At 69.4% G+C, this 17,890-nt stretch carries 12 protein-coding genes; 5 read left to right on the top strand and 7 right to left on the bottom strand.

Annotation, left to right across the window (positions count from 1 at the left end; all coding sequences use genetic code 11):
• Nucleotides 1-399 precede the first annotated feature (399 nt).
• Together GGR66_RS02260 and tkt are read left to right on the top strand one after the other, a co-directional pair.
• The gene (locus GGR66_RS02260; protein WP_160965400.1) at nucleotides 400-1,689 is read left to right on the top strand and encodes a dicarboxylate/amino acid:cation symporter; all 1,290 of its coding nucleotides are present in this window, start codon (nucleotides 400-402) and stop codon (nucleotides 1,687-1,689) included.
• A 239-nt stretch (nucleotides 1,690-1,928) separates the two neighbouring features.
• Entirely contained in the window at nucleotides 1,929-3,929 is a 2,001-nt protein-coding gene (gene tkt, locus GGR66_RS02255; RefSeq protein ID WP_184447067.1) for a transketolase, read from the top strand.
• 194 nt (nucleotides 3,930-4,123) lie between these two features.
• Here tkt and GGR66_RS02250 read toward each other — a convergent pair whose 3' ends face one another.
• From GGR66_RS02250 to GGR66_RS02220, 7 genes are all read right to left on the bottom strand, one after another.
• The gene (locus GGR66_RS02250; protein ID WP_184447066.1) at nucleotides 4,124-4,873 is read right to left on the bottom strand and encodes a DUF2894 domain-containing protein; all 750 of its coding nucleotides are present in this window, start codon (nucleotides 4,871-4,873) and stop codon (nucleotides 4,124-4,126) included.
• A complete protein-coding gene (locus GGR66_RS02245; protein WP_184447065.1) occupies nucleotides 4,863-5,513 on the bottom strand; it encodes an OmpA family protein in 651 nt (216 codons plus the stop codon). The genes GGR66_RS02250 and GGR66_RS02245 overlap by 11 nt, the downstream gene beginning before the upstream one ends.
• The gene (locus GGR66_RS02240) at nucleotides 5,510-7,966 is read right to left on the bottom strand and encodes a DUF802 domain-containing protein (protein WP_184447064.1); all 2,457 of its coding nucleotides are present in this window, start codon (nucleotides 7,964-7,966) and stop codon (nucleotides 5,510-5,512) included. The genes GGR66_RS02245 and GGR66_RS02240 overlap by 4 nt, the downstream gene beginning before the upstream one ends.
• A gap of 10 nt (nucleotides 7,967-7,976) precedes the next feature.
• Complete coding sequence (locus GGR66_RS02235) at nucleotides 7,977-8,711, bottom strand: DUF3348 domain-containing protein (protein WP_184447063.1); 735 nt, start codon at nucleotides 8,709-8,711, stop codon at nucleotides 7,977-7,979.
• Between the two features lie 271 nt (nucleotides 8,712-8,982).
• On the bottom strand, nucleotides 8,983-11,721 hold the full coding sequence (locus GGR66_RS02230; RefSeq protein WP_184447062.1) for a TonB-dependent receptor: 2,739 nt from the start codon (nucleotides 11,719-11,721) through the stop codon (nucleotides 8,983-8,985).
• 132 nt (nucleotides 11,722-11,853) lie between these two features.
• Nucleotides 11,854-12,975 (bottom strand): phosphatidylinositol-specific phospholipase C1-like protein, encoded by a 1,122-nt coding sequence (locus GGR66_RS02225; protein WP_184447061.1) that lies wholly within the window; start codon nucleotides 12,973-12,975, stop codon nucleotides 11,854-11,856.
• A gap of 229 nt (nucleotides 12,976-13,204) precedes the next feature.
• Nucleotides 13,205-15,160: an acetyl-CoA hydrolase/transferase C-terminal domain-containing protein gene (locus GGR66_RS02220; RefSeq protein ID WP_184447060.1), complete on the bottom strand. Its 1,956-nt coding sequence runs from the start codon at nucleotides 15,158-15,160 to the stop codon at nucleotides 13,205-13,207.
• Between the two features lie 274 nt (nucleotides 15,161-15,434).
• Here GGR66_RS02220 and GGR66_RS02215 point away from each other — a divergent pair, with 274 nt between their 5' ends.
• The 3 genes from GGR66_RS02215 to GGR66_RS02205 are packed head-to-tail and all read left to right on the top strand — an operon-like array spanning nucleotide 15,435 to nucleotide 17,828.
• The gene (locus tag GGR66_RS02215; RefSeq protein ID WP_184447059.1) at nucleotides 15,435-15,803 is read left to right on the top strand and encodes a BlaI/MecI/CopY family transcriptional regulator; all 369 of its coding nucleotides are present in this window, start codon (nucleotides 15,435-15,437) and stop codon (nucleotides 15,801-15,803) included.
• Nucleotides 15,793-17,235, top strand: a complete 1,443-nt coding sequence (locus GGR66_RS02210) for a TonB family protein (RefSeq protein WP_184447058.1) — start codon at nucleotides 15,793-15,795, stop codon at nucleotides 17,233-17,235. The genes GGR66_RS02215 and GGR66_RS02210 overlap by 11 nt, the downstream gene beginning before the upstream one ends.
• The gene (locus GGR66_RS02205; protein WP_184447057.1) at nucleotides 17,232-17,828 is read left to right on the top strand and encodes a hypothetical protein; all 597 of its coding nucleotides are present in this window, start codon (nucleotides 17,232-17,234) and stop codon (nucleotides 17,826-17,828) included. The genes GGR66_RS02210 and GGR66_RS02205 overlap by 4 nt, the downstream gene beginning before the upstream one ends.
• Nucleotides 17,829-17,890 lie beyond the last annotated feature (62 nt).

Below are 17,890 nucleotides of genomic sequence, written 5' to 3'. Positions count from 1 at the left end.
GCGAACGGCGCCGCGTAGTGCGTGCGTCAAGGAGTTGCCGCAAGCTGGCGCGTGGCGACGGATTGGTCCCGGAGAGAAGGCAGAGGCGTATTTCCTCCAGCAGCCGTTGCTTCGATGTCATGGGTCGCAAGATGTGCGTGGCCGAGGCGTCTTTGCCTGTGTCGAGGATGCGAGGGACGGCCGATGCGCGCCCGGCGTCAGCAAGACCTGTCTTGGCAGGGCTGACGCGGTCGCGCTAGCGTGTATGGAGAAAGAGAGGGGGCGAAGCGTGTCTTGATCGCGGATCACGGCCACGCATGCGGGCATGGATGCGGCGCGGCTGGCGCACGGCCCGCGCGGGCTTGCGGCCTCCCAGTGGGGGTTTGTTAAGCTCGGGGTTCTCTCTCGCAAGGCGCACTCATGACCGACACCCCCGTGAAGGCCGAAACCGGCATGCCGTTGCACTGGAAAATGGCGATCGGCTTCGTCCTCGGACTGGTGCTGGGGCTGGCGGTACACATGAGCGTCGGGGGCGATGCGGCCTGGGTGCAGGCGCTGACCAAGTACCTCACCACGCCGTTCTCCAAGCTGTTCCTCAACCTGATCTTCATGCTGATCGTGCCGCTGCTGTTCTCGGCGCTGGTGATGGGCATTTCGGAGATGGGCGACATCCGCGCGCTCGGCCGGATCGGCTGGAAGACGCTGGGCTACACCGTGGTGCTGTCCGGCGTGGCGGTGCTGCTCGGGCTGGTGCTGGTCAACGTGCTCAAGCCCGGCATCGGCGTGGATCGCGAGCTGGCGCAGCAGTTGCTGCAGCAGAACGTGGAGCGTACCGCGCAGATCGTCGACCAGAGCAAGCACCAGCCGCACGGCATGGACATGCTGCTGTCGATCGTGCCCGACAACGTGATCGAAGCCGCCTCCAGCAACGGCGCGATCCTGTCGCTGATGTTCTTCGCGGTGATGTTCGGCGTGGGCATGGTGCTCAGCGAGGACGCCAAGGTGGCGACGCTGCGGCGCGGCATCGAGGGCGTGTTCGAGATCTCGATGACCCTGATCGGGCTGGTGATCCGCCTGGCGCCGTATGCGGTGGCCTGCTTCATGTTCAACCTGGCGGCCCTGTTCGGCTTCGAGTTGTTGGTACGGCTGGGCGCCTACGTGGGCGTGGTGGTGTTGGCGCTGGGCCTGCACATGGTGGTGAGCTACGGCGTGGCCGTGCGCCTGGCCGGGCGCTCGCCGCTGTGGTTCTTCCGCGCCACCCGCGAAGCGACGGTGATGGCGTTCTCCACCGCGTCCAGCAACGCCACCCTGCCGACTGCGCTGCGCGTGGCCGACCAGATGGGGTTGCCGCACAAGGTCTCGCGCTTCGTGCTGACCGTCGGCGCCACCGCCAATCAGAACGGCACCGCGCTGTTCGAAGGCGTGACGGTGATCTTCCTGGCGCAGTTCTTCGGTGTGGAGCTGAGCATCGCGCAGCAGTGCATGGTGATGCTGGTCTGCATCCTCGGCGGCATCGGTACCGCCGGCGTGCCGTCCGGCTCGCTGCCGGTGGTGGCGCTGATCTGCGCGATGGTCGGCGTGGACCCGGTCGGCATCGGCATGATCCTGGGCGTCAATCATTTCCTGGACATGTGCCGCACCGCGCTGAACGTGACCGGCGACCTGGCCCTGACCACGTTGGTGGCCAAGGGCGAGGACGGCCGGGATTAGGAATTCGAGATTAGGGATTGGTAAAGGCGGCAGTGCCGCCGCCTGACGGACCACGCGTGAGAACGGCTTCAGCCGCGATAGGTGTTTGCCGGGAATGGCCCGCCGCGGCTGAAGCCGCTCCGACGCCATCTGAAGCGTCCAGCCAGTGCCGCTGCGAATCCCCAATCCCCAATCTCCAATCCCCGCCTGTGGGACAATAACGGACCCGACGCCACGCGCCCGCTTCCGACAGATCCCTCATGACGACGCCTACCCGCCGCGAACTCGCCAACGCGATCCGTTTCCTTGCCGCCGATGCGGTCGAGGCCGCCAATTCCGGCCATCCCGGCATGCCGATGGGCATGGCCGACATCGCCGAAGTGCTGTGGAACGACTTCCTCAGCCACAACCCGAACAATCCGCACTGGTTCAACCGCGACCGCTTCGTGCTGTCCAACGGCCACGGCTCGATGCTGCAGTACGCGCTGCTGCACCTGTCCGGCTACGACCTGCCGATCGAGGAGCTCAAGCGTTTCCGCCAGCTGCACAGCAAGACTGCCGGCCACCCGGAGCGCAGCGAGACCCCCGGGGTGGAGACCACCACCGGTCCGCTCGGCCAGGGCTTCGCCAATGCGGTCGGTTTCGCGCTGGCCGAAAAACTGCTGGCGCAGCGCTACAACCGCCCCGAGCACCAGATCGTCGACCACCGCACCTGGGTGTTCATGGGCGACGGCTGCATGATGGAAGGCGTGTCCCACGAGGCCGCCTCGCTGGCCGGCACCTGGGGCCTGGGCAAGCTGGTCGCGTTCTGGGACAACAACCATATCTCCATCGACGGCAACACCGCCGGCTGGTTCAGCGACAACACCCCGGCCCGGTTCGAGGCCTATGGCTGGCACGTGATCCGTGATGTCGATGGCCAGGACGCCGACGCGGTCAAGGCCGCGATCGAGGCGGCCATCGCCGAGAGCGAGAAGCCGACCCTGCTGTGCTGCCGCACCACCATCGGCTTCGGTGCGCCGACCAAGGCCGGCAAGGAATCCTCGCATGGTGCCGCGCTGGGCAAGGAAGAGCTGGAAGGCGCGCGCAAGGCGCTGAACTGGCCGTACGCGCCGTTCGAGATTCCGCAGGAAATCTACGACGGCTGGCGCGCCGGCGGGGCCGGCACGCTGCGCCAGGCCGAGTGGGAGCAGGCCTTCGACAAGTACGCCAAGCAGTACCCGGCCGAAGCCGCGGAACTGACCCGCCGCTCGCACGGTGAGCTGCCGGAGGACTTCCTCGCCCAGGCCGACGCCTACATCGCCAAGCAGGCCGCCGAAGGCCAGACCATCGCCTCGCGCAAGGCCTCGCAGATGGCGATCGAAACCTTCGCGCCGCTGCTGCCGGAGCTGGTCGGCGGTTCGGCCGACCTGGCGCATTCCAACCTCACCCTGTGGAAGGCCAGCAAGTCGGTCGCGACCGACGATCCGAACGCCAACTACGTGTACTACGGCGTGCGCGAGTTCGGCATGACCGCCATCGCCAACGGCCTGGCGCTGCATGGTGGCTTCATTCCGTTCGACGCCACCTTCCTGGTGTTCAGCGACTACGCGCGCAATGGCGTGCGCATGAGCGCGCTGATCCCGGCGCATGCGATCCACGTCTACACCCACGACTCGATCGGTCTGGGCGAGGACGGCCCGACTCACCAGCCGGTGGAGCACCTGGCGTCGCTGCGCTACATCCCCAACAACGACGTGTGGCGCCCCTGCGACACGGTGGAGTCGGCGGTGAGCTGGAAGGCCGCGATCACCCGCAAGGATGGCCCGAGCTGCCTGGTGTTCAGCCGCCAGAACCTGCCGTTCCAGGCGCGCAGCGCCGAGCAGATCAAGCAGATCGAGCGCGGCGGCTACGTGCTGGCCGATGCCGAGGGCGGCACGCCCGACGTGATCCTGATCGGCACCGGCTCGGAAGTCGGCCTGGCGGTGGAAGCCAAGCAGGCGCTGGATGCCGCGGGCCTGAAGACGCGCGTGGTGTCGATGCCGTGCACCGACGTGTTCGATCGCCAGGACGCCGCTTACCGCGAGTCGGTGCTGCCGTCGGCGGTGCGCAAGCGCGTGGCGGTGGAAGCCGGTGTCACCGCGTTCTGGCGCGCCTACGTGGGCCTGGACGGCGCCGTGGTCGGCATCGACAGCTTCGGCGCCTCGGCGCCGGCGAATGTGCTGTACAAGCACTTCCAGATCACCGCCGAGCACGTGGTGGCGGCGGCGAAGGCGCTGTAAGCCGGGCTCCACGATGGGTGACGGGAAAGGCCGGCGCATGCCGGCCTTTTTCTTGCCTGTGTGGATGTGTCGTGTGAGGAAAGTGGCTTTGGCAGGAGCGGCTTCAGCCGCGACCGCCGTTCCCTGTAACGCCCGTCGCGGCTGAAGCCGCTCCTACCACGACGCTGTCGGCGTTACGTGCATTGGCGATGTGGTCAACCGCGTTTGCGCGGCTTGCTGCGCGGTGTCGTCGCTTTGCCGACGGCGCTGCCGGATTGCTGCTGCTTCGCCAGTGCGCCGCCATCGTGCAGTTGCTGCAGCCAGGACAGTGCATCGACGTAGGACAGGAAGTGCTGCAGGTAGCCGGGCGAGAGCGTGCGCATCAACGCCAGCGAGCGGTGTACCAGCACGCCGGAATTCAGCGGGCCGGCATCGGCGGGTGCCTGTTGCAGCGATTGCCGCAGCTGGCTGCGGCTGCGCAGTTCGGTCCACAGCCGGCGCGCCTCTTCGACGGCGGGCAGCTGCGGCGCAGCGAGGCGCGCGGCCGCGGTCGCGGCGGGCGATGACGTCGTTGCCTCCGCTGCCATCGGCACTGCCTGCGACGTGGCGCCGGCGGTGTTGTCGGTGCCGCTGCCAGGTTCGGCATCGGTGCCGGACATGGTGGGCGCAGCGGCCGCACGATACTGCGCCAACAGGGCGCCGAGCGGACTCGGCTGGGTCGATCGCATCGCGGCGTCGGCATCAGGATCGCCGGCGTTCTGTGAGGACGCATCCAGCGCCGCCGCGTAGGCGTCGAGCAGGGCGGATAGCTTCTGCTCCAGCAGCTCCCGCGTCTTGCCCTGCTGCGCCTCGGTGCGGCGCGCCAGCGCTTCGAGGAAGCGGAAGCGCAGCGGGTCCAACCGCTCGGCGTGCTGTGCGCGCCAGGCGGCAAGGCGGTCGATGGCGGGAATCGGATCAGGGTGCATGCGGTGTCGCGGCACGCTTGCTCATGCGCGGCAGCGGGGCCATCTCCACGCGGCGGTTGCTGGCGCGTCCGGCCTCGTCGGCGTTCGGCGCCACCGGCTGCTGTGCGCCGAAGGCGGCGGCGAAGATCGCATCGGCCGGGACGCCTGCCTCGATCAGCGCACGGGTCACGGTCAGCGCGCGCTCGGCCGACAGTTCCCAGTTGTCGGCGAACTGGCGGTTGCTCTCGCGCACCTGGCGGTCGTCGGTGAAGCCGCTCACCATCAGGATCTCGTTGCGCGCCTTGAGATAGCCGGCCAGCGGCGCGGCCAGGCTCTTCAGCAAGTCGCGACCTTCCGGCTGCAACTGGTCGGAGTTCAGCGCGAACAGCACGTTGCCACGGATGCCGATGCGGCCGTCGACCAGGGTCACCCGGCCGGCCGCCAACGGCGCCGCCAGCGCCTGTTCCAGGGTCTTGCGCTGCTGCGCTTCGAGCTGGCGCTGGCGCATTTCTTCGTCCAGCTTGTTCGACAACTGCAATTGCACGCCGATCACCCCGATCAGGATCAGCACGAACGCGCCCAGCAGCACCGACATCAGGTCGCCGAACACCGCCCAGACCGGCGCGCCGGTGTCGGCGTCGAGTTCCAGCTCGTCGCTCATGCCACGTCGGCCTGGTCGGGCGCCTGGCGCGCAGCGAGCTGGCGCAGTTCCTCGGTGATCTGCTGCTGCGACAGCATGCTTAGGTCGATCACCTCACGCGCCTGCGCCACGTAGTAGGCCAACTGTTCGTCGCTGCGCGCCAGCGACTTGTCCAGCGCCTGCTCGATGCCCTGCAGGCGTTCCAGCAGGGCCATGTTCGATTCGCCGAAGGCCTGCACCGCGCCGGAGAACGCGTCGCCCAGGCTGGCCACCTCGGTGGCGCCGGCAACGACCTGCGCGGCGGCCTCGTCGAGCTTGCCGGTCTGCGCTTCGATCTGGTCGGTGAAACGGCTGCCGACGCGCTCCAGCAAATCCGCCGAGGTCGCGACCAAGGCGTCCACCGCGCTGCGCTGCTCGGTGGACGCGTGGTTGACCGCCTCCAGCAAGGTCTGCAGCGTGGCCAGCAGGCGATTGCGCTCGTCCAGCATCGCGGTGTCGCGGACCATGCTGTCGGAGAGTTTCTGGCGCAGTTCCGCGACCACGTCGGCTGCGGCCTTTGGCGCTTCCGAGGCCACCTGCACCAGCCGTTCGATCTCGGCGATGGTGTCGCGCGCCTGCGCCTGGCTCTGTTCCGACATCGCCGCGGCGGTTTCCTGCAGCGTGCTGCAGATCTCCTGCTGGCGCTGCGCGATGCGCTCGCCGTGGTGCTCCCATTGCCCGCCGAGGGTCGCGGCCATGCTGGCGAAGCTGTCGGTCCAGGCGCGCAGGCGCGCCTGGTCGCGCGCTTCCAGCGCGTCCTGCAGGTCGGCATGGGCCTGCTGCAGCGTCTCGGCGAGGGCGGCGGCGCGCTGTTCCAGGCTGGCGGCGGCGGTGTCCAGCGCCTGCGCGTTGCGCGCGGCCAGGGCCTCGTTGACCTCGCGTTGCTGCACTAGCGCCGCGCTCCACGCGTGCTGCGCGGCCTCGACAGTGGCATCCAGGCGGCTCGCCACGGTCTCCAGTGCCTGCGCATTGCGCGTGGCGAGGGTGTCGTTGACCTCGCGCTGTTGTGCCAGCGCCGCGCCCCAGCCTTGTTGTGCGGCCTCGGCGGTGGCGTCCAAGCGCATCGCCACGGTGTCCAGCGCCTGCGCGTTGCGTGTGACCAGTGCCGCGTTGGCATCGCGCTGCTGCTCCAGCGCGGCGTTCCAGGCCTGCTGTGCGGCCTCGGCGGTGGCATCCAGGCGGCCTGCCACGGTGTCCAGTGCCTGCGCATGGCGCGCGGCGAGGCTGTCGTTGGCCTCGCGTTGTTGCGTCAGCGCTTCGGCCCAGGCTTGCTTGGTGTCGTCGCTGGCGGCCTGCAGGCGTGCCGCGGTCGCCTCCACGAGCGTGGTTGCACGCTGTTCCAGGCCGTCGCCGGCGCGTTGCAGCGCGCTGCCGAGTTCCTGCAGCAATACGCCGTTGACGCGTTGCTGCTCGGCCAGCGCGCTGTCCCAACGCTGCGTGGCCTGCTCGGCGGCCTGGGCGAAGCCGCTGGCCAGGCCGTCCAGTTGCCGCTGCACCGCCTGGCCGACGGTGTCCTGCAGCGCGGCGGTTTCGCGCGCCACGCCGTCGAGCGTGCGTTGCACCACCGGCTCCAGCGCGTCGCCGAACGCACGCGCGTGCGCGGCCACGCCGGCCTGCAGGGCGTGTTCGACTGACCCGGCCAGGCGCGTGTAGGCGGCCTCGGTGCGGCTGTGGAACGCGTCCTGGCTGCTGACCAGGCGTTCGCCGCTGACCGCGCTGTGCTGTTCCAGCGCCGCCATCATCGTCTGCATGCGCTCGATCAGGCCGGGCATCAGCGTGGCCTGGGTCTGCAGCAGCTTGAAGGCCTCGTTGCGCTGGTAGGCCAGCGAGTGCGTGCGCAGCGCGGTGGCCGCATGCAGATCCAGTTGCTGCACTGCCTGCAGGCGCTCGCGCCGGCACAGCGCGGCGAGCAGACCGAGCATCGCCGAGGCGGCCACGCCGGCGATGGAGGTGCCGAAGGCGAAGCCCAGGCCCTTCAGCGGCGCCGCCAGCGAGGCGCGGATGGCGTGCAGGTCGGTGGCGCTGTCCAGCGCCAGACCGGTGCCGCGCAGCGTCGCCATCATGCCCAGGAAGGTGCCGAGCATGCCCAGCAGCACCAACAGGCCGACCAGGTACGGGGTCAGCGCCGGCACCGGCAGGGCCGTGCGCTCGCCTTCGATGCGCAGGCGTACCGCGTTGCGCAGGCTCGGGTGCAGCCGTTGCAGCCAGCCGCCCAGATCGCTGCGCGCAGCTTCGGCGTCGCGCAGTGCAGTGTGCAGGGTCGCGGTGGCCTGGCGGTAGCGGTACAGCTCGGCGACGCCGGCCAGGTAGCAGAGGCCGATCAACGCGGCGAAGCCGGCGCCCAGCGGGTTGGAGCCGAGATAGCCGGCGCCGATCCAGCAGACCACGGCGAGGCCGGCGAGGAACAGGGCGGAATGGAACAGGGTCTTGGGCATGGGGGTCGGATCAACGGCTGCGAAGCGCGGCGAGCAGCGCTTCGATGGGATGGAAGCGGACGTCCAGTTCGGCGCGCAGGACGCTGTGCAGGTCCTGGCGGAACAGGTCCAGCCAGGCCGTATCGGACGGCGCCGGGGAGACGTCGGTGAGGGAGGAGTCGGGGGCGTGTGCTGCCGCAGCGGCACGCAGGCGCTGGAAATGCGCTTCGAGCAGGTTGGGCACCGTGGCCAGCAAGCTTTGCTCGCGCGGGCTGAGGGTCAGTTCCATGACCGCGTCGACCTCGGCCAGCCGCGCCATGTCCGGCGAGAGCGGGACCAGGGCGTCGCGCAGCAGGCCGCGCAGGCGCCCGGTGGCGGTGAGCATTGACCGTTGCAGCGCCAGGTAGCGCTGGCGGAACGGCGCGTACTCGATCGGTGCGTCGGGGTCGTGCTGGCGCTTGCCCACGGGCTTGCCGGTCTCCTTGGCGATATCCAGCGCGATGCTCTCTTCCAGCGCGGCGCGCACGCGGCCGCATTCGGCCTCCAGCGCCGACGGTTCCGGCACCTCGGGCGCGTCCTCGGCAGGCTCGGGCAGTTTGCCGTCCAGCGCCCGCGACACCGCCACCGCGCGGTTCCAGTCGATCCATTGGCCGAGCCTGTCGGCCAGCGCGGGGCTGGACGCGGGCATCGGCGCATCGCTCAGGCGCGCCAGCAGGCGAATGAAGGCCGGGCCCGGGACGGGCGCCCGTGGAGGGGCTTTCGCCATGTGAGTGGTCAAAAACCCGCAATTTTACACGCGAATGACATCCCCCGCCGGCGCGTGCGTCTGTGGGGCGGAAACCGTTGCGTGGCGGGCGTCGCGCGGTCCTGGTGGCGCGCAGGTGGCGCTGGCGGCGCATGCGCCCAGGGATGCGAGGCGCCGCTCACGCGGCCCTCGGGACCAACCGCTATTCCAGGCGTGCGCACAGCCCGGCGCGTCCAAGGCTGCCGATACGCCACAAGGCCTCCGGCGCGGCGCGCCGGAGGCAGGGGGAGCGTCAGTAGGTATAGCTCAGCGTAAGCATGTACACGCGCCCGGTTTCCACATAGGCGCCATCGGCGCCCGGGTCGTAGGCCATGTAGCGCGTGGACTTGCCCTGGGTCTCGTAGAACGTGGCCGAGTTGAGCAGGTTCTTGGCGGCGATGCCGACGTCGATGCCGTGCGGCAGGTGGTAGGTGGCGGTGAAGTCCAGCGACTTGACCGGTTGCAGGTAGTAGTTGAGCCGGTCGCTGGTCAGGCCGAGCAGTTGCAGGCCGGTGTAGTTGTAGCTGAGGTCGGCGCGCAGGTGGCTGTCGTCGTAGAACAGGTCGAGGTTGTAGATGCGCTCGGGCGCACGCGGCAGCCAGGTCTTGCCGGGCTGGTCGGCGCGCTTGCTGTCGGCCGAGCTGTGCTGCAGGGTCAGGTTGGCGGCGATGCCGAAATTGCCCCAGAACCCGGGCAGGTCCTGCAGGCGCTTGCTGCCGGCCAGCTCCACGCCGTACAGCTTGGCGGTGCCGCCGTTCTGCGGCATGGTCACCGGCACGCCGTCCTCGAAGGTGGTGCCGGTCGGGACCAGGCCGCCGAGCGTGTTGTCGTTGCTGGTCGCCGACTGCGAGGTGTAGATGAAGCCGCTGATGCGCTTGTAGTAGGTCGAGGCGCTGAGCACGCCGCCGTTGCGGTCGTAGAATTCCGCGGACAGATCGGCGTTGTCGGCCTTGCTCGGCTGCAGGTCGGGATTGGGTTTGGAGATGCCGATGACCTTCTGGGTGGGGTCGACCGTGTACACGGTCTCGCCGGAAATCAGCCCGAACGCCGGGCGGCTGAAGCTGCGTCGCAACGAGGCGCGGTAGACGGTCAGGTCGTCAGGACGGTAGTTGAGGCTGATGCCCGGCAACACCTCGCCGTAGCTGCGGCCGCTGCCGACGAAGCGGCCATTGATGCCGTCGCCGTTCGACTGCCAGGCGTCGGCGGAGTAGCGAGTCAGTTCGTAGCGCACGCCGGGCAGGATGGTCACCGCACCGACATGCAGCGTGGCCATCGCGTAGCCGGCGTAGATCGCCTCGGTGCTGGAGGTGGTGTTGGCGTTGTAGTCGTTGGCGGTATAGATGCCGGCCCCATTGGGATCGTTGACGTACTTGTACGGCACCGCCTGCGCACGCACCCAGTCGCGGTCCAGGATCTTGAATGGGCCGGCATAGTGGCCATCGAACGTCGCGTAGGTGAGGCGGCCGGGGAGGGCGCTCAGCGGCGGGCCGCCGGCGTTGGGGAACACGTAGTTGCTGCCGCCGAAGTAGGGGCCGTTGTAGATGAAGTTGCCGTCCTTGTGGAAGAACGGGTGATCGTAGGAACCGCGATCGGCGTGGTCGAGCGACAGGCCGGTCTTGACCTCGTCGAGGATGTCGCCGTCCACGCGGTAGCTGATGTCGGCATGCGCGTTGGCGCGGTTGTCGTGGCTGCCGGCATCGTGGCCCTGGGTCTTCCAGAACAGCGCCGAATCCAGGCTGTAGAAGAAGTTCTTCAGGGCCGGCGAGCTCGGGCCGATGCTCGGGTAGGTCGGGTCGCTGAGATCGAACGCGAAACTGCCCGGGGTGAAGCCGTACAGGCTCGCCGCGACGTAGTCCGGGCGGCTGCGCGTGCCGCGCCCGAACGAGCTGCCGTAATCGAAGCGCAGGCGGTCCAGCGTGGTCTGCCCACCCAGTTGCAGCGTGGCCAGGGTTTCCTTGATGTCGTGGGTGTTGAAGTAGCCGCCGCGCACCGCGGTCGGCTGGTTGTTGACGGTTTCCAGGCGTGCGCTGGACTGATCCTGCTGGCCGGTGACGTTGTAGCTGCCGTAGATGGCGCGGGCGAAGAAGGAACTATGGTCGCCTTGCCAGTCGAAGGCGAGATTGCCGCCGTAGCGCTCGATCTGGCTGGTGTAGACGCTGTACTTGTAGCGGGCGCTGAGCAGCGGGCCGACGTCGCGCAGGTCGACGGCCTTGGCCTGCGCCGGATCCGCCGGGAAGTACGCGCTGTTGGGCGCAGGCGCCTGCGCCATGTTGTTGTTCTTGCCGTAGTACGCCGAGGCATAGACGCCGAACGCGTGGTCGTCGCCGAACTTCCAGGCCAGTTCCTGTTGCACCGTGCCGCCGGTGTGCTTGCCGCCGAGGTCGGAGGCGAGCGCGTTGAACTGGCCTTGCGCGGTGGTCTTGCCGTAGAAATCGCCATCGAAGTCGAACGCGCTGGGCGTGCGCATGTCGATCGCGCCGCCGATCGCGTCGCCCGGCAGGTCCGGGGTCGGCGACTTGGAGACCTTCACCGACTGGATGCCGAACGGCGCCAGCATGTTCAGCGAGATCGCGCGCGTGGACGAGTCGGTCTCGGGCATGCCGAAGCCGTTGAGGCGGTAGCTGTTGTAGCTGGCATCCAGGCCGCGGATGCTGACGTAGGCGTTCTCGCCGGTGGTGGCCTGGCCCAGGTGCATGTCGCTGTAGGCCGACAGCCCGGGCAGGTGCGCGACCACGTCGGCGATGCCGGCGGAGGGAATCGCATCGATCTGCTGCTTGCTCATCACGCTGTTGACGCCGTTGGACAGGCGCTGTTCGTCCAGCGAACCCGGCACGGTGGCCTGCGCGGCCTGCACGTTGACCGAATCCAGGGTGGTGGTGCGCGCGCTGGCGTCAGGGACGTCATCGGCGTCGTTGGCGTGGGCGGCGGGGGAGAGCGCAAGCGCGAGGGCGATGGCACAGCACAGGGGACTGGGGCGATGGAACGGGGACATGGGGGCGACTCGTTGGGGGAAACAGCGGTTGCGATCCGAGGTCCGGACACGCCGATGCCGGCGCGCGGATCGCCCAGGCCTTCCATTGCATGCGTGTGGGGCATGGCCGCGACGCAGCGCGGCCGCGGGCGATCAGTGGCGCAGGTCGACGCCGTGGCAGTCGGCCTGCGGACGTTGCGGATTGCAGCGGGCGACGGCGTCGCCGGGAAAGCGCACCACGTAGCCAGAGGCTGCCGGCTCGTGGTCGGGAAAGTCGGTGCTGAGCAACTGCGCGCCGCTGGCCAGCATGGCGTCGCGCCGTTTCGTGTCGGCGTGCGCGGCTTCCTTGAGGTCGGCATCGGTACGGGTGCGCACCAGGTAGCCGGCCTTCACCAACTGCGCGATCTCGTCGGCGCTGCCGTCGTTGCGCTCGACGAAGGCGGCATCGTCGGTGCCGGGATCGGCGTTGGTGAAGCACACGCGGCCGCGCAAGGACGGATGGCCGGCGAGGTAGGCCGGGCCGACGGCACGCTGGTCGAGCAGGAACACCACCTTGCCGCGCGCCGCCGCCAGCGTCGGCCAGCCATGCGCGAGCACGGCGGCGTTGAGCGTGGCGGCGTTGCCGCGCACCAGGTCAGGGCTGATGTACGCGTTCGCGGCGAACACCGAGCGCAGCTCGGCGTCCAGCGCATCCAGCGCCTTGCCGTCGAACGGCTCCGGCTGCACCGTGGGAAACGCTGCCGGCAGCGTCGATTGCTTGGTTTCCAGCAGAATGAAGATCGGCAGATGCCCGGGGTGCTCTTTCGACCACGCCCGCACTTCGCGCAGGCAGGCCAGCAACGGCTGGCAGGTGCTGCGCTGGTCGAGGTCCTGGATGTGCATGACCTTGAAGCCCGGTCGCTGCATCACCCCAGGCGCAGCGATTGGCGGCGCCGGCGGCAGGCCGGCCTTGGCGAGCTGGTCGATCATCGCCGGGTGCGCGTAGCGTCCGCCCTTGGCGTCGGCGTAGATGTCCAGTTCGATCTGGCGCACGCCGTCGTCCAGTTGCTGCGTCAACGGCGGATGCCGGTAATCCAGCAATGCGAACGTCGCCGGGTCCAGCCGCTTCCACAGCGCCGCTTCGCTGGGCGCGAAACCGGCGTGGTAGCTGTTGTGGCTGCCGATGTATTGCAGGTCGTTGAGTTTGGGCTCGGCGTGCAGCGCCAACGGCAACAGCGCCAAAACCCCCAACAGGGCGCGCAGCGCAACCGACCCGCGACAGGACTTCGACGACATCGGGACAGAACGCTTGGAAGGCATCGCGGGTCCGTTTGGTAACGATATCCCGACAGCATCCCGAGCGGAGTTGACGCGCGTCCTGCCGGCATGTTGCCGAATCGTGTCATCGCTGCCGATGTGCGGCGAACCCTGCGATGCGTCGCGCGCGCGACTGCGATCACCCTCTCGCGCCGTCGGCCGCGATCGACCCGCGCCTGCGCATTGGCGCGTCAGGCGCGTTCGCGCGTCACTGCGGCGTGCGCGTGCGCTGCAGGGCGAACGCCAGCAATGTCGCTTCCAGGCGCTCGCCGATGCTGCGCGGTGCATCCAGCCCCATGCGCTGCATGCAGGCGGCATCCGCCGTGGGGCGCGCCAGCACCGCGCTGGCCACCGTCTTCAGCTTGGCGCCGGTGGTGGCGGTGTGTTGCTGCAGCCAGGACAGGGCGCGCAGCAGACGCTGCTCTACCTCGGTGAAATCGCTGCCCAGCGGGTAGTCGGGCAGGGTGCCGTCGCGGCGGAACGGCGCCAGCGCGTCGCGTACCCGCGCAGCGTGGTTGCGCTGCCAGTGCGCAGGCGCCGTAAAATCGGCACCCAGCTTGCCGTTGGCCTTCGCCGTCTCCAGCAATGCGGGCTGGGCCTGCACGTCGGCGATTCCGGTCATGGCGGCGATGCAATCCTCGTCGGTCAGGCCGCGCAGATCGGCGATGCCGTATTCGTTGACGTAGAGGTCGCGCAGGTGCCGCGGAATGGTGGTGTGGCCGTAGTTCCAGCGCACGTTGGACTGCGCTGCGCCGGCATCGCTGCGCACGGCGCGGAACATCAGCACGCTGCGCGCGTCGTCCAGCGCGTGCGCCATGGACACGAAGTTGTGCTGGCCGCCGACGCCGGACACCACGCGGCCGTCGTCCAGCGCATCGGACACCGCCGCGCCGAGCGCGGTGGCCATCATGCAGGAGTTGAAGAAGCGCGCCTCGCGCCGTTGCAGCCGGCGCAGCGTCTCGCCGCCGTAGAGCTGGTTGATCTCGCTGATGCGGCGCATGCCGATCGCCGCGCGCGTCTGCGGATCCATGTCGCGCAGCCAGGCGTAGAACTCCGGCGAGCCCAGGTAGAACGCGCCCTGCAGGTATTCGCCCTCGCGCTCCAGGCGCTGCAGGTCCTGCGCGTCGGCGCTGCCGTCGGCCACGCGCTGCAGCAGCGGCGCGTCGTCGAGCACCTTGCGCCGGATCACTCCGCACTGGACCAGTTGCCGGAAGCCCTCGTTGAGCATCTCGCTGCAGCCGAACAGGCCGACCGCGAATGGATCCAGACCACCGCATTCGCGCACCGCCGGATGCCGCTCCAGGCCCGGATCCAGCGCCGCCAGCACCTGCCGATAGCGCGTGTTGTCGGTATGTCGCAGCACCAGCGCGTGGCACAGCGCATCGGCCAGGGTGCCGATGCCGATCTGCAGCGTGCCGCCGTCGCGCACCAGGGTGCTGGCGTACAGGCCGATGGCGTAATCGGCATCGGCGACCGGCTGCCGCGGCAGCCCGAACAGGCGCGGATACGGCCCCGGCGGGGTCACCACCACGTCGAAGAAGCTCGGCTCTACTGCCGCGCAACCGCCGATCCACGGCAGCTGCGGATCGACTTCGGCCACCAGCAGTGGCCGCGGCAGGCCGCGCCGTTGCACCGCGGCCAGGGTGTCCTGGGTGATGTCGTTGTTGCACGAGAACGACAGCCGGGTGCCGTCGGGCTCGCGCGCCACCTTCTGCACGATCAGGTTCGGCGCGCGCTGCGCCACCGCGTCGGCGGCATGGGTGTAGTTGAGGCTGGTGTAGCTGCGCTGGGCCTGGGTCGAGCGCAGCAGCGCGCCGGACTGCATGTAGAACTCTTCGACCTGGATGTGCGCCGGCAGCGCATCGCGCTGCATCGCCTGCACGTAGCGCAGGCGCGGGAAGTCGTCGCCGAAATGGCGTTGCACGAACGGCCGTGCGAAACGCCCCTGCAACCCGCCGCCGGGCGCTGGCGGATGCAGCGACAGCGCGGTGTAGATCTGCAGCGGCCGCGTCGGATCGTGTTCGACCCGGTCGTACAGCACGTTGAGCAGGCGGTGCGGTTTGCCCAGGCCCAGCGGTGCGCCCACGCGCAGCGGGCCGGCGATGCGCTGCAGGATCAGGTCGGCAGCGGCGTCGAGGTCGTCGAGATGATCGGTCATCGGCATAGCTTAGAGGGTGCGCCGCCGATTGCAGTGCTTTCGGACATGGCGCGGGTACGTGGGTGCAGGCGGGACGGCTTCCGATGAGTGCTTGTAGCCGCCGGGCGCAGGCCGCGCGTCGGCGTGTTCGCTGTCGCCGTAGTGTCCGCGCGCTGCGGCACTCGTCGCCTGGTGTTGGCGGTGCGGTACCTGGCGCGGCGGCGGCACCGGGATTGGAAAAAGCGCTTGACAGCGGATTTGTTTACTCGTGTAATCGATGAAAATTTACGGGTGTAAACGGATGTCGATCAGCGATGCGGAAGCCGTGGTCATGGAGGTGCTGTGGGAGCGCCACCCGCTCAGCGCCGAGGAGGTGTTCGCCACCTTGTCCGGCCATGGCGGCTGGGCCGAACCCACGGTCAAGACCCTGCTCAACCGCTTGCTCAACAAGGGCGCGATCCGCGCCGACAAACAAGGCCGCCGCTATCTGTACACGCCCCTGCTGCAGCGCGCGCAGTGGGTGCAGCAGCAGAGCGAAGGCCTGCTCGACCGCCTGTTCGGCGGCCGTATCGCGCCGCTGGTGGCGCACTTCAGCGAGCGCGGCAAGCTCAGCGACGCCGATATCGCCGAACTCAAACGACTGATCCAGGAGCTGGACGATGAGCATTGACGGGATCGTGAGGGACCTCGGTAGCACCGCGCTGGTCGTCAGCGTGGCCATCGCGGCTGTGTTGGCGCTGCGCGTGCCGATGCGGCGCGCGTTCGGCGCCAGCATCGCCTACGCGCTATGGACGGCGGTGCCGCTGGCGCTGCTGGTGGCGCTGTTGCCGAGTGGCTGGCGTCCATCGTTGCCGGCGGGGTTGGTGCTGGACATGCCGGCGGTGCTGGTCGGCGCGCCACAGGCGCAGATGTCCGCGGATGGCGGCGCCCCGGCGAACGGCCACGCCACGGTGTGGTTGCTGGCGGTGTGGCTGGCAGGTGCGTTGGCCTCGGCGGCCGTGCTGTGGCGGCAACAGCGCCGCTATCGGCGCAGCCTGGGTCGCTTGCGGCGGGATGAGGAGGGTGTGCTGGTCGCCGAACATGCGTCGCACGGGCCGCTGGTGCTGGGCGCGTGGCGGCCGCAGGTGGTGGTGCCGATGGATTTCGCCGCGCGCTATCCGCCGCCGCAGGCGCAGCTGGTGCTGGCGCACGAGCGCATGCACATCGCCCGCGGCGATACCCGCTGCAATCTGTTGCTCGCCGCGCTGCGCTGCGTGTACTGGTTCAATCCGCTGCTGCACTGGGCGGCCACGCGCTTCCGCCTGGATCAGGAACTGGCCTGCGATGCGGCGGTGCTGGCACGCCATCCCGGCACGCGCCGCCACTACGCCGAGGCGATGCTGCAGACGCAACTGGATGCGCTGGCCTTGCCGGTGGGCTGCCATTGGCAGGCGGGTAGCGTGTTGTGCCAGCGCATTGCCCTGCTGCGGCGTCCGGCGGTGCGCGGCTGGCGGCGTCGTGCCGGCATCGCGGTGGTGACGCTGGCTGCGTTGAGCGGGAGTGCCGTGGTGTTGGCGCTGCCTAGCGCTGCGCCGGTCGGCGGGATGGCGCGCGAGTTGGTTGCCAGCGAGATGGACAGCGCACAGGCACCCGTGCCGCAGCGCGGATCTGCCAAAGCGCGGGCGACCACGCGGCCCGCCAAGGTGATCGACATGACCCCGCCGAAGTATCCCGAAGCCGCCGTGCGTGGCGGCGTCTCCGGGAAGGTGATGCTGCTGATCGACCTCGACGCGCACGGAACGCCCAGCGGTGTGCGCGTGCTGGATCATGGCAGCGGCAGTGCGGCATTGGATGCGGCGGCGGTGTCCGCCGCTTGGAAGTGGCGGTTCTCTCCGGCGACCGAACACGGCAGCCCCGTGCCCAGCCGCATGAAGATCCCGGTGGCGTTCGACGTGGAGATGGATCCGGTGGAGGCGCCGGCGGGCGTCGCCGAGGCCGCCGATTACCGCTGGTACCGCCTGGGCGAAGGTGCCGGCGATGCGGTGGCGAGCCTGTGCGACAAGGTATTCCCGGGCACGGGCGGTGCCGCGCCGCTGTGCGGCATGGTGCGGACCGTGCGATGAAGGCGCACTGGCGAACCGGCATGCTGCTCGCACTCGGCTTGACCGGCTGCGCCAGCCAGGTGCCACGGGAGGCCCCGCAGCAGACCCAACGGATCGACTCGGTGGATCAGCGCATGCTGGAAACGGGCTTCGGCGCGGCGCCGGGCGCGGCCGCGGTGCAGTCGTATCAGATGCAGCCGCAGCAGGTGTTCCGCATGCCGCAACCGCTGCAGGCACCGACCCCGCAGCTGCCGGCCGATTCGCCGCGCCGCAGCCTGTCCCCGACCACGGTCTGTGTGCGCGTGGTCCTGTCCGCACAAGGCGCGGTGGAGCGCAGCGCGCTGCTGGACGATCGCCCGGATTGCAGCGCGGGCGCGCAGCCGGAGATGGCCGATCTGCTGCAGGCGGTACAGGACGCGGTCGCGCAGTGGCGCTTCGTGCCGGCGGCCATCTGTACCTATGCCGATCCGGCGCAGCGGCCGGCGCAGGACGGGCACTGCGACGACGCGCAGTCGGTGCAGGAAGTGCCGGTGACGCTGGCCTACGCGTTCACCTTCGAGGTCCGGCAGGGCAAGGCCAGCGTGCAGTCCGGTCGCGTGAGCGGCGTGCGCTGAGCCGGCGGCTGGGGCATCCGGCCAGGACGGTCTTCCGGATGCCCGTGGTCCTCGCTCGGGCG

Origin of the sequence: Xanthomonas sp. 3498 (assembly GCF_014199795.1) — a bacterium.
GTDB lineage: Bacteria > Pseudomonadota > Gammaproteobacteria > Xanthomonadales > Xanthomonadaceae > Xanthomonas_A > Xanthomonas_A rydalmerensis.
The sequence above is the reverse complement of the archived record's forward strand: the minus strand, read 5'-3'. Positions and strand labels throughout refer to the sequence as shown.

Bases quoted from the DNA above. Each gene is read 5' to 3' on its own strand.
- GGR66_RS02225 (WP_184447061.1), bottom strand. From the start codon at position 12,975: ATGTCGTCGAAGTCCTGTCGCGGGTCGGTTGCGCTGCGCGCCCTGTTG.
- GGR66_RS02230 (WP_184447062.1), bottom strand. From the start codon at position 11,721: ATGTCCCCGTTCCATCGCCCCAGTCCCCTGTGCTGTGCCATCGCCCTC.
- GGR66_RS02215 (WP_184447059.1), top strand. From the start codon at position 15,435: ATGTCGATCAGCGATGCGGAAGCCGTGGTCATGGAGGTGCTGTGGGAG.
- GGR66_RS02210 (WP_184447058.1), top strand. From the start codon at position 15,793: ATGAGCATTGACGGGATCGTGAGGGACCTCGGTAGCACCGCGCTGGTC.
- GGR66_RS02220 (WP_184447060.1), bottom strand. From the start codon at position 15,160: ATGCCGATGACCGATCATCTCGACGACCTCGACGCCGCTGCCGACCTG.
- GGR66_RS02235 (WP_184447063.1), bottom strand. From the start codon at position 8,711: ATGGCGAAAGCCCCTCCACGGGCGCCCGTCCCGGGCCCGGCCTTCATT.
- GGR66_RS02205 (WP_184447057.1), top strand. From the start codon at position 17,232: ATGAAGGCGCACTGGCGAACCGGCATGCTGCTCGCACTCGGCTTGACC.
- GGR66_RS02250 (WP_184447066.1), bottom strand. From the start codon at position 4,873: ATGCACCCTGATCCGATTCCCGCCATCGACCGCCTTGCCGCCTGGCGC.
- GGR66_RS02260 (WP_160965400.1), top strand. From the start codon at position 400: ATGACCGACACCCCCGTGAAGGCCGAAACCGGCATGCCGTTGCACTGG.
- GGR66_RS02245 (WP_184447065.1), bottom strand. From the start codon at position 5,513: ATGAGCGACGAGCTGGAACTCGACGCCGACACCGGCGCGCCGGTCTGG.
- GGR66_RS02240 (WP_184447064.1), bottom strand. From the start codon at position 7,966: ATGCCCAAGACCCTGTTCCATTCCGCCCTGTTCCTCGCCGGCCTCGCC.
- tkt (WP_184447067.1), top strand. From the start codon at position 1,929: ATGACGACGCCTACCCGCCGCGAACTCGCCAACGCGATCCGTTTCCTT.